The 11,896-nt window shown below is 36.8% G+C and carries 11 protein-coding genes; 8 read left to right on the forward strand and 3 right to left on the reverse strand.

Annotated elements, in window-relative coordinates:
- The first annotated feature begins 117 nt into the window (after positions 1-117).
- A complete protein-coding gene (locus FN756_RS03620; protein ID WP_142601562.1) occupies positions 118-1,446 on the forward strand; it encodes a sugar MFS transporter in 1,329 nt (442 codons plus the stop codon).
- Between the two features lie 229 nt (positions 1,447-1,675).
- Entirely contained in the window at positions 1,676-3,142 is a 1,467-nt protein-coding gene (locus FN756_RS03625; protein ID WP_142601564.1) for an MFS transporter, read from the forward strand.
- Between the two features lie 77 nt (positions 3,143-3,219).
- Here the strand turns inward: FN756_RS03625 and FN756_RS03630 are convergent, their stop codons facing one another.
- A complete protein-coding gene (locus FN756_RS03630; protein ID WP_142601566.1) occupies positions 3,220-3,444 on the reverse strand; it encodes a DUF2905 domain-containing protein in 225 nt (74 codons plus the stop codon).
- A 107-nt stretch (positions 3,445-3,551) separates the two neighbouring features.
- Positions 3,552-5,723 carry a S46 family peptidase gene (locus FN756_RS03635; RefSeq protein WP_142601568.1) on the reverse strand — a complete coding sequence of 724 codons (2,172 nt, stop codon included), beginning with the start codon at positions 5,721-5,723 and terminating at the stop codon, positions 3,552-3,554.
- A 277-nt stretch (positions 5,724-6,000) separates the two neighbouring features.
- Between FN756_RS03635 and FN756_RS03640 the strand changes: the two genes are divergently transcribed.
- Together FN756_RS03640 and FN756_RS03645 are read left to right on the forward strand one after the other, a co-directional pair.
- A complete protein-coding gene (locus FN756_RS03640; protein ID WP_142601570.1) occupies positions 6,001-6,477 on the forward strand; it encodes a GAF domain-containing protein in 477 nt (158 codons plus the stop codon).
- A 13-nt stretch (positions 6,478-6,490) separates the two neighbouring features.
- Positions 6,491-7,090, forward strand: a complete 600-nt coding sequence (locus FN756_RS03645; RefSeq protein ID WP_142601571.1) for a DNA-3-methyladenine glycosylase — start codon at positions 6,491-6,493, stop codon at positions 7,088-7,090.
- A 67-nt stretch (positions 7,091-7,157) separates the two neighbouring features.
- Here FN756_RS03645 and FN756_RS03650 read toward each other — a convergent pair whose 3' ends face one another.
- Positions 7,158-8,234 carry a 3-oxoacyl-ACP synthase III family protein gene (locus FN756_RS03650; RefSeq protein ID WP_142601573.1) on the reverse strand — a complete coding sequence of 359 codons (1,077 nt, stop codon included), beginning with the start codon at positions 8,232-8,234 and terminating at the stop codon, positions 7,158-7,160.
- Positions 8,235-8,513: 279 nt separating this feature from the next.
- Here FN756_RS03650 and FN756_RS03655 point away from each other — a divergent pair, with 279 nt between their 5' ends.
- The 4 genes from FN756_RS03655 (at position 8,514) to FN756_RS03670 (ending at position 11,890) form a co-directional block, all read left to right on the forward strand.
- Positions 8,514-9,302 carry an SDR family oxidoreductase gene (locus tag FN756_RS03655; protein ID WP_142601575.1) on the forward strand — a complete coding sequence of 263 codons (789 nt, stop codon included), beginning with the start codon at positions 8,514-8,516 and terminating at the stop codon, positions 9,300-9,302.
- A 100-nt stretch (positions 9,303-9,402) separates the two neighbouring features.
- Positions 9,403-10,845: an aldehyde dehydrogenase gene (locus FN756_RS03660; RefSeq protein WP_142601576.1), complete on the forward strand. Its 1,443-nt coding sequence runs from the start codon at positions 9,403-9,405 to the stop codon at positions 10,843-10,845.
- Positions 10,846-10,889: 44 nt separating this feature from the next.
- Entirely contained in the window at positions 10,890-11,315 is a 426-nt protein-coding gene (locus tag FN756_RS03665; protein WP_142601578.1) for a RidA family protein, read from the forward strand.
- Between the two features lie 41 nt (positions 11,316-11,356).
- Positions 11,357-11,890, forward strand: coding sequence for a 3-hydroxyanthranilate 3,4-dioxygenase (locus tag FN756_RS03670; RefSeq protein WP_142601579.1), 534 nt, complete (start codon positions 11,357-11,359; stop codon positions 11,888-11,890).
- Positions 11,891-11,896: the final 6 nt, after the last annotated feature.

The raw sequence follows: 11,896 nt of genomic DNA on the forward strand, positions 1-11,896 counted from the left end.
ATTGATAGAGATATATTAATTTATTTTTTCAATAATGTAACAATGGTATTTTATTTATGAAAAATGTTAATTACGTTAGCCGGCTATAAGAAAACTTTAACACACACTAAAAGATTTATGGCAATTTTAAACACAGCAACATTAGAATCCCCACCAGTACAGCAGAAGCAAAACTATACTTTTGCAATCTCCATTATTGGTGTATTATTTTTCATTTTTGGTTTTGTTACCTGGACAAATGGGTCATTGATTCCATTCTTGCAATTGGCTTGTGAATTAACGGTCTCTCAGGCTCTATTGGTAACGTTTGCTTTTTACATGGCTTACTTTTTTCTTGCGTTGCCATCATCATTTATCCTCGAAAAAACCGGTTTTAAAAATGGTATGTCATTAGGATTATTTGTCATGGCCATTGGTTCATTGATATTTATTCCAGCTGCAATGAATCGTACTTATTCTTTGTTCTTAATCGGTTTATTTGTACAAGGAACAGGATTAGCATTACTTCAAACAGCTTCAAACCCTTATATTTCGGTATTAGGTCCTATAGAAAGTGCAGCAAAACGTATCAGTATTATGGGAATTGCCAATAAAGCTGCCGGAGCAATTGCTCCGCTAATTGTTGGTGCATTAGTATTATCAGGAGCTCAAGCATTAAAAGATAAAATTGCTGCGGCCGATGCTACTGTAAAAGAGCAACTATTGAATGATCTTGCCAGCAAGGTTATTGTTCCATATGCATTATTAGCTGCCGTGCTAATTGTATTGGCTGTAATCTTACGCTATTTACACTTACCAGAAATTGAAGCAGCAGAAGATGACTCTGTTGCTACAGAGAAAGAAAAAACCAGCATTTTCCAATATCCTCATTTATGGTTAGGAGTAATATGTCTTTTCGTTTATGTAGGCGTTGAGGTGATGGCCGGTGATGTAATTGGTACGTATGGTAAAATGCTAGGCTTCTCATTAGATGATACAAAACATTTCACTTCTTATACCTTGATTTCAATGGTAGTAGGGTATGTAGTTGGAATTGTTTGCATTCCAAAATATATGAAGCAGGAAACAGCTCTAATTATATCATCAATTATTGGTGTTATTTTTACCGTTGGTGCTTATTTTACTACCGGATCTACTTCAGTAACTTTTATTGCCTTACTAGGTTTAGCAAACTCATTAATGTGGCCAGCTATTTTCCCGATGGCAATTAATAAGTTAGGTAAATACACTAAAATTGGTTCAGCTTTATTGATCATGGGTATTGCCGGTGGTGCTATTTTGCCTCAGATTTATGCTGGTATGTTTGATACTAAGAGCATGTTTAGTTTCTTATACTCTAGTTCAATAAACTTCCAATTAGCATTTATTATTTGCATGTTACCTTGTTATGCATATATTTTATATTATGCAATAGCGGGTCATAAAGTTGGATTAGCTAAAAAATAAATTAGATTAAATGAAATAATGAAAGGCCGTATTTAACTATACTGGCCTTTTTTATGAGTAAGCATGATTAAAAATCACTAGGAACCAATAGGGTAATTATTGCGTCTATAAATATTTTTTAATTTATTGAAATAGTAGTTAGCTTAGTCAATTAATATTTTAGCAATCACTCTTAACATAAATTTAAATACACTATTCAATTCAAAAACAATATAAGTTTGTTTACATTATGGCAAATTCGACCTTAAACTCAACTTTACCTACTTCCAAACAGTCTACTAATTGGGGGCAGTTTATTCCCTTAGTGATTGTTTTCTTCTTTTGGGGATTTGTAGCCGCAAGTAATGACATCTTAATACCCGTTTTCAAAAATGCATTTAATCTAACACAAGGAGAAAGTCAATTAGTTGCTTTTGCTTTCTATATCGCTTATACCATTGGTTCTCTTATTTATATGGGAATTTCAGTTTTAATAAAAGAAGATTTAGTAAACAAAATAGGATACAAAAATGGATTATCAATTGGATTATTTATTTCTGCCTTAGGAACACTTTTATTTTATCCGGCTGCCAATACAGGATCATTCGCTTTAATGTTGGCAGGACTTTTTATAGTAGGTCTCGGGTTTTCACTTCAGCAAACTGTAGCAAATCCATTGGCAATTGCCTTAGGCCCAATCAATACAGGCTCACAACGTTTAACACTGGCCGGTGGTATCAATAATTTCGGAACCACAATCGGTCCATTAATTGTAAGTTTTGCCATTTTTGGTACTAATGCCAATGAGAATACCACTGCAAGCATTGAAAGCGTAAAACACCCTTACCTGATTTTGGGATTAGCATTTTTGGTGGTTGGGATTTTATTAAGATTTTCATCATTACCAGAGAGACCGGAGCTAATCGAAGAAGATGATTCTCACGACAAAATAACCGTTAAAAAATCGGCCTTGCAATACCGTCAATTGGTTATGGGGATGGTTGCGATATTCTTATATGTTGGTGTTGAAGTATCTACAGCGAGTAATTTACCAGCCTATATGGAAAGTAAATTAGGTTTTTTAACTAAAGATGTAGCACCGTACATATCGCTGTATTGGGCAAGTTTAATGATTGGTCGTTGGACAGGTGCGGTGGAAGCATTTACCGATAATATGAGTTTGCAAAAGATATTACGATTTATTGCTCCTTACTTGGCTTTTGGTGTATTTTTGATCGTAAATTCTATTGCCAATCATGATTTAACTCCTTTTTACATCTATGGATTTGTAATTTTAGTTTTGATTGCTGCCGATATGGCTAGTAAAGGAAATCCAGCCAGGATGCTTCTGATTTTTTCTTTAATTGGTATTGTGGCCATCGCCATTGGTATGACAACTACCGGAATGATTAGTGTTTATGCACTAACCAGCGTTGGTCTGTTTTGCAGTACTCTTTGGCCGTGTATTTTTACTTTGGCTGTAAGTGGGTTAGGAAAACACACCAGTCAAGGAAGTAGTTTTTTAATTATGATGATTATGGGAGGTGGTTTTGTCAGCGTATTCCAAGGGAAAGTTTCCGAATTCATCGGAATACAAGGCAGCTATATTGTTGGTGTCATATGTTTTGCTTATCTGGCATTTTATGCATGGAGAGTAAAACAAATTTTGCAAGCACACGGTATCGATTTTGACAAAAAAATGTCCGGTGGGCATTAAATAGTCTAACTAATAAGAACAAAAAAGGATCTCATTGAGATCCTTTTTTGTTCTTATTAGTTAGAGAAATTCAGGTTTTAAAATAACCTTTTAATGATATTCACAATAAGCGTTAACACTAAGCTCAATAATATCATGGTGGTAAACGGAAAGTAAAAGCGAAAGTGTTTACGTTCTATTCGGATATCTCCTGGTAAATGTCCGATCCAATTCAATTTATCATGGAAGAAATAAATTAATACTCCTCCTAATAAAATCAATATACCTACCCCAATAAGAAGTTTTCCTGTTTCGCTGCTCATTTGTAGTGCATTGATATGAGATATGCGTAATGAGAATTGAAAAAAATGTATTTTAAATCTCAAAGCGCAAATCTCAATACTCAAATCTCAATACTCAAATCTCAAATCTAATTTACTTTAACCCCTAATTCTTTTAAAATAAAGTCAGCTTTATCAACTTTTTGAGCTACCCATAATACGTACCGAATATCAACACCAATTGACCGACTATACGATTCATTCCATGCGAAATCATTAATGGTGGCACTGAATGCTCGGTCATAATTAACTCCGATTAATTCACCATAGGCATTCATAATCGGACTACCCGAGTTTCCTCCTGTTGTATCCATATTATAAAGCAAGGCCACAGGTACATCGTTCATTTGAGCTTGTTTAAACTGTCCAAAGTCCTTCTTATTAAACAAATCCCTGATTATGGATGGATAAGAAAAATCAGGATCGCCGGAAGCACCTTTTTCAATAATACCTTTTATACCTGTAAACGGTTTATAATACGTGGCATCGACAGGAGAGTAGCCTCGAATGTAACCATAAGTCAAACGCAACGTGCTATTGGCATCAGGAATAAAATCCTTTTTCTTGTAAAGCTCCTTGACTGCAACGTAATCACCCATCAATTTATTAAGTGTACCTTCACGTTTCTGTTTAATCGGATCGAGTTGAGCAATTTGCTCATTCAACTGAACAACAAAAACGGTAATCGGCTCTTCATAAGCTAAAAGTTGTTGAGAAGAACTGTTAAGCAGCTGTGCAGTGAATTTCGGATCGATCAATTTGGTGGTTAAAATTCTGGCAGCAGCTTGATCACCACATATTTCTATATCAGCATCAGGAATGATTAATTTGGATACAGCATTAACTTGTTGATTTTTGGGTAATTTAAAACCATCAAGCATCATTCGCTTAAAGATCCTTTTATCAGTATCAAATACAAATGTTTCATAAGCTGATTTTACGGCTTGCTGAAAACGTTCTTTATTGCTTTGGTAGTAGCTTTCTTTATCGGGTGCAGCATTTACTTGCTTCTTGAATGTAGCTATAATATTGGCTACCGAAAGTAAGTTTGTACTATTATAAATCTGGGAGAGCCATAAATCACGCTGAGCATCTGAAAAAATGTCTGAATAGAGATGATCTATATCGCCCATTAAGGAGCCATATTTAGCTTTTAGATTAGCATTACCATTAATGAATTTATGAAGCTCTTCATCCTCCTTACGTTTTTCATCTACCAAACCAATTGAACGCATACCTTTTAATTTGCCGGAATAATTTTTCAAGGTATTGGCATTACGTTTTATCCGGGTAGCTTGTTTCAACTCTAATTCGGTGCTTTTAGCGCCGGTCTCGGTCATCGCCTGATTTTCATAAGTATAAAGATCAGCAGTATAAGGCAATAAAAATTTCTCTTGATATTCTAAATATTGAGCCGGGCGATGACGAAATGTACGGCCTGGATATCCAAGAATAAAAGCAAAATCATTTTCATTTACGCCGGCTGGATTTACCTTTAAAAAACGTTTAGGCTTGTAGGGAACATTATCCTTAGAATAAGATGCCGGGCTGCCATCTTTAGCAACATAAGCGCGGACAAAAGAAAAATCACCAGTATGGCGAGGCCAAACCCAGTTATCTGTTTCCCCGCCAAACTCACCAATGCCACGATGAGGGATGTAAACCAATCGGATATCCTTTATGGTTTTATATTTAAAAAGTACATAGCTTTTACCAATAAACATTTCTGAAACCTGAGCCTTAATGCTATTATCTTTTGTTTCAGCCTCTCGTTCTAACTCGGCACTCTTTGCCTTAATGATTCGAATCCGTTCAGCTGGATCTGTTGCTCCGGAAGTTGCATTAAGAATTTTATCTGAAACGTCCTCATATGAATCCGTAATCCTTACGGTTAGTCCTTTTGCTTCTATTTCTTGTCCACGTGTACGGGCAACAAAACCATTCTCCAAATAATTTTTCTCCGGTGTACTCGCTAATTGTACTGCGCTAAAAGCACAATGATGATTGGTAATGATAAGGCCATCATTTGACACAAAAGAACCGGTACATCCACTAATTTGCACTAAAGCATCAATTAAACTTATTCCATTCGGATTATAAATTTCAGACTGGTCGATTTTTAAGCCGGCTTTTTTTAAGTCTAATTTTTTGATTTCACTCAATGGATACATTCCTTCATCGGGAGGGGCAACTTTAATTGTAAATGCCGAAGAGACAATAAGAATAAAACCTATTGAAAGGCAACTGAGGTATTTTTTCATAATGAATATTGAGATAAATATCTGACTAAGGTAAGTAGAACTGTCATAAAATGAAAAAGTCCCACCGGGCGGCGGGTACTTTTCCAACAATTAAACCAAACCAAAAACCAAAATCTTTATATATTGCCCATAAATTATTTCAGAGCCATACTTTTCTGTTTACCTATCTGTAAAAACTATGCCAAGGCTGGAAAGCATGAAATAATTATTTATAACTTAGCCCAGTGTACATATTAGTGTACGGGAATGCAGTTCAAGAAAACATAACATAATCCTTATGGCAGAGAACCTTCAAATTATCCAAAAAAACAGTAAATCAGAGCAATACGAATCACTAATTCCACAAATTAAGTCACTGTTAGTAAGCGAAAGTGACACCATCGCTAACATGGCAAACGTTTCCGCTGCATTAAAGGAAGCATTTGATTTTCTATGGGTTGGATTCTATATGGTCAAAGAAAATCAGCTGGTTCTCGGACCATTTCAAGGCCCTATAGCCTGTACAAGAATAAATTTTGGTAAAGGAGTATGCGGAACTGCGTGGAAGCAAAAAGAGATCATTTTGGTAGACAATGTTGATGAGTTTCCAGGACACATAGCCTGCAGTTCACTATCGCAATCAGAGATTGTAGTTCCAATTTTAAAAGATGGAGTAGTAATAGGAGTATTGGATGTAGATAGTGAAAAGCTTAATGATTTTGACGAAAATGATGCAAAGTACCTTGAAGACATCGTTAGGCTGATTAAATTTTAACTTTTTTTCAGGTATGAAACTGAGTAAAGATTTTTACTTGCGGGAGGATGTGGTTCAAATTAGTAAAGATTTACTTGGTAAATTTCTGCTAACCAATATTGATGGAGTGATCAGCGGTGGAATGATCGTGGAAACGGAAGCCTACTGCGCACCTGATGATCGAGCCAGTCATGCATTTAATAACAAGAAAACCGACCGAACAAAAACCATGTTTATGGAAGGAGGGATTTCTTACGTGTATTTATGTTATGGTATACATCACCTTTTTAATGTAGTAACCAATATTGAAGAAATACCACATGCCATTCTGATTCGTGCCATTGAGCCCACCGATGGAATTGAAACATTATTAAGAAGAAGAAATATGGATAAACTCGAAAAACGAATCGCTGCCGGACCAGGAGCAATGTCAAAGGCATTAGGGATTGGGAAGCTGCATAACGCTTTGAGTTTAGAATCAGATCAAGTTTGGATAGAAGACAGGGGACTTCTTATCAATCGGAATCAAATTATGGCCAGTACCAGAGTAGGGGTGGATTATGCAGGAGAAGATGCCAAACTGCCCTGGAGATTCCGAATTAAAAACAACCCCTTTGTGAGTAAGGCAAAATAGTTTTTGGATGTCTACAGTAGGAGAAAGGTTTTCTGCATACTTCAGATAACAATCTTCTTCCTTTATATCAAATTCTGTAACAAACCGCATTAATGTTCATCCCGGCACCAACCGATGCGAAAAGAATCACATCACCAGCATGTAATTCTTGATCAGGTAATTCTCCTTTACGTACTAAATCAAATAGTGTAGGAATAGTTGCTACAGAACTATTACCTAATTTATGGATGCTCATCGGCATAATGTGAGGAGGAATAGTTTTATGACCATAAAGCTTAAATAACTCTCTGGTAAAACCTTCGTCCATTTTTTCATTGGCCTGATGCAAAAAGATTTTTTTTACCTCAGATATATCAATGCCGCATTTATCTAAACACGCTTTCATAGCGGAAGGCACGTGCTTCATTGCATATTCAAACACTTTCCTACCCTGCATTTTAAGATATCTAACACGAGTATCACTCCCCGGGAAATTACTTTTTCCCATGTACAGAAAGTAAGCTTCTTCGTTACTGTGGTTTAATACACTGCTTGCTAAAACGCCTTGATTACTCCCGTTCTTGGGTAGAGCTTCTACCACACAGGCACCTGCACCATCTGAAAAGATCATACTGTCCCGATCATAAGCGTCAATTACCCGGCTTAATGTTTCAGTTCCAATAACAAGGCATTTTTTTGCAACTCCTGCCTTTATAAAAGCATCGGCCTGAATTAAGCCTTGTAGCCAACCCGGGCAGCCAAATAATATATCATAAGGCACACAAGCCGAATTACGAATATCCAATCCATGTTTCACTCTGCTGGCTATAGATGGAACTAAATCAGTTTGAATGGTATGCTTTACAACATTACCAAAATTGTGCGCAACAATAATTTGATCGATTGTTTCAGGATCAACACCGGAATCACGAATAGCTTCCCGAGCTGCATTTAGAGCCAGATCGGATGAGTTTAATTCACAGGAAGCGTAACGACGCTCTTCTATACCTGTAATTTGCTGAAACTTTTGGGCTACTAATGCAGGTGGTTGATTAATATGATTCTGTTGCTCATCATAAAAATCATGCGCGGCGAAATCACGATTGGTTTTTACGAGTGAAGGGATAAACGACCCTGTACCCGTGATAACAGTATTATATTGCATGATTCTTAAATTAAAACGATTATTCAACCTGAAAAGCTAATTGCCAGCGTTAGTATTTTCTAAAAATTATAGGTGTTTAAAAAAAATAAAATTGATCAGCCTTTTGGTTGCAACCGTCAATATAGATTAATTATTGACATTTTCATATTCATATAGTTAAAAGAGTTATCTGACCATAAATGTTTTATTTTATCAGAAAAGCTTATTATTACGGAAATTTACTTTTTTGCAGATCATTATTTTGCATTTTTTTTACTCTCCAAACAATTTGTAAACTTTATGGATTTAAGTCTTATCGGGAAAAATGCCCTTGTCGGCGGTAGTAGTCAAGGAATTGGAAAAGCTGCAGCAATTGAACTTGCACTACTCGGCGCCAATGTAATTCTGTTAGCTCGAAACGAGCAAAAACTACAAGAGACATTAAAAGATCTGGATACTAGCAAAGGGCAATCACATTCTTATATTCAAGCTGATTTCTCTAATCCGGTTGAGTTAAAATCAACCATAGAGCGTTATTTTAAAAATCATTATCCTATCCATATTCTGGTGAATAATACAGGAGGGCCGGCAGCGGGACCCGTATCTTCAGCTAATATTGATGAGTTTTTAAGTGCATTTAATAATCACCTTGTTTGCAATCATATTTTGGCTCAAACTGTTATACCAAGTATGAAAGCTGAAAAATACGGTCGTATCATTAATGTGATTTCCACCTCAGTAAAGCAGCCTATTCCCGGCTTAGGCGTTTCCAATACAATTCGTGGAGCTGTAGCCAACTGGTCAAAAACGCTTGCCGGTGAATTAGCTTCGTTTGGTATCACTGTTAATAATGTTTTGCCTGGAAGTACAAACACCGTTCGTTTACAAGCCATATTTGAGAATAAAGCTCAGAAAACCGGTAAAAGTGTTGAAGAGATAAAAAATGAAATGATTGCTGAAGTTCCTGCAGGACGTATAGCTGAAGCGAACGAAATTGCCAATGCAATTGCTTTCTTAGCTTCACCCGCCGCTTCATACATTAACGGAATTAATGTCCCTGTAGATGGCGGACGAACAGCGTGCTTATAAATTCAGGAATTTAGAAAGATTTAAGATAAGGATTGAATGAGTATATGATAGAATATAAATCCATAGCAATTCTTTACTAATAATCGGTGTAATCTCAAATATGAAAGTCATTTCTAATTATATTAATGGTCAGCTAATTGCTCCGCAATCTGGGCAATACATTGATGTTTATGATCCATCTGTAGGAGAAGTCTATGCAAAACTTTCTGATTCTGATAATCGGGATGTTGGGCAGGCTGTTCAGGCTGCAAAAAAAGCATTTCCTGTTTGGTCGGGAATGACAACAGAAAAGCGCTCTGCCATTCTTTTAAAAATTGCTCAGGGGATCGAAGCAAATTTTGAAAAACTGGCCTTGGCTGAATCCATTGACAATGGCAAGCCATTAAAACTAGCCCAGGAAGTTGATATTCCCCGTGCTGCAAGCAATTTCCATTTTTTCGCAACCGGATTAATACATTTTGCCAGCGAATCACATTCAATGGAAGAAGGCGCAATCAATTACACTTTACGCACACCGATTGGTGTTGTAGGCTGTATCTCTCCCTGGAATTTACCTTTGTATTTATTCACTTGGAAGATAGCTCCCGCATTGGCAGCAGGTAATTGTGTGGTTGCCAAACCATCTGAAATTACTCCGATGACGGCTTTCTTATTATCAGAAATCTGTATAGAAGCTGGTTTACCTGCGGGCGTTTTAAACATTGTTCACGGTTACGGCAATAAAGTAGGACAAGCTATAGCTGAGCATCCTCAAATTACTGCCATATCATTTACGGGAGGAACGGTTACCGGAGCTCATATTGCAAAAATTGCTGCTCCTATGTTCAAAAAACTTTCGCTGGAACTGGGCGGAAAAAACCCGGCCATCATTTTTGCCGATTGCAATTATGAAAAAATGCTGGATACCGTAATGCGTTCGTCATTTGCCAACCAAGGACAAATTTGTCTTTGCGGTTCCCGAATTTTTGTAGAAAGACCTTTGTACGAAAAATTTAAACTTGATTTTGTTCAGAGAACAGCCCAACTAAAAGTTGGCGATCCTTTACTTGAAAATTCTAACCTGGGGGCAATCGTTTCTGAACCTCATATGAACAAAGTTCTCTCGTATATTGACCTGGCAAAACAGGAAGGAGGCACAATATTAACCGGAGGAAAACGAGTTAAATTAGAAGAACGTTGTAAAAACGGTTGGTTTTTGGAACCTACTGTAATTGAAGGATTAAGCTACGATTGTAGAACTAATCAGGAAGAAATATTTGGCCCTGTTGTAACCATCATGCCTTTTGATACGGAGGAAGAAGTATTGATGTATGCCAACAGTACGCAATACGGCCTGGCATCCAGCGTTTGGACTGAAAATCTCAGCCGCGCGCATCGTATTGCTGCTGAGCTAAAAACAGGCATCATTTGGACCAACTGTTGGTTGCTTCGTGATCTTCGTACGCCTTTCGGTGGAATGAAAAATTCAGGTGTTGGCAGGGAAGGAGGCTGGGAAGCCATGCGATTCTTTACCGAAGCTAAAAACGTTTGTATTAAATATTGAAAAAAGAATGATTGAGGTTTTTAAAAGCTATAACCTATAAAGAAATGTCTGAAAATAAAGAAATCATTAATTCATCAAAAGCTCCTGAACCGGTAGGCGCTTATCCTCATGCCCGTAAAGTGGGTAATTTATTATTCCTTTCCGGAGTTGGACCGCGTGAGCGTGGAACTAAAAAGATCCCAGGTGTTGAATTGGATGAAAACGGAAATATTACCTCCTACGATATCGAAACGCAATGTCATTCAGTCTTTAACAATATCAGGTATATTCTGGAAGATGCAGGATCAAGCTGGGACAAAATTGTAGATGTAACTGTATTTCTTACAAATATGAAAGAAGATTTTAAAACCTACAATCGGTTGTATGCATTGTATTTTAAAGAAAACCAACCTTGCAGAACAACCATTGAAATAAATTGCCTGCCCACTCCAATTGCTATTGAACTAAAAGTGATCGCGACAATTGATTGAGATTGAATTAATATACCAACATCAAGTAATAACCTAAAAACATGGAAACATTATCTGTCTTTAACTTTAAACAATGGATCGACGAAAACCGTCATCTCCTTAAACCTCCTGTGGGCAATAAAGTGGTTTGGAAGAATACGGAGTTTATCGTGATGGTGGTTGGTGGACCAAATGCTCGTAAAGATTATCATTTTAACGAGAGTGAAGAGTTTTTTTATCAGCTTGAGGGCGATATTACAGTAAAAGTTCAACAAGACGGGAAAGCTATTGACGTAAATATAAAAGAAGGTGACATTTTTCTACTTCCGCCGCGTGTTCCACATTCACCAATACGAGGTGCCAACACAATTGGGTTGGTAATGGAACGTAAACGCAGGGAGGGAGAGAAAGACGGGTTATTGTGGTTCTGCGAAAACTGTAATGAAAAACTGTACGAAGAATATTTCAAACTGGAAGATATTACCACGCAGTTTCAGGAAGTTTTCAAACGCTTTTATGACAATGTAGATCAACGTACTTGTAAAAAATGTGGAACGGTAATGCAACCACCGGTTGCTAAAACAGCAGAAAGCTGATTTTTT

It is taken from the genome of Solitalea koreensis, from assembly GCF_900182575.1.
GTDB lineage: Bacteria > Bacteroidota > Bacteroidia > Sphingobacteriales > Sphingobacteriaceae > Solitalea > Solitalea koreensis.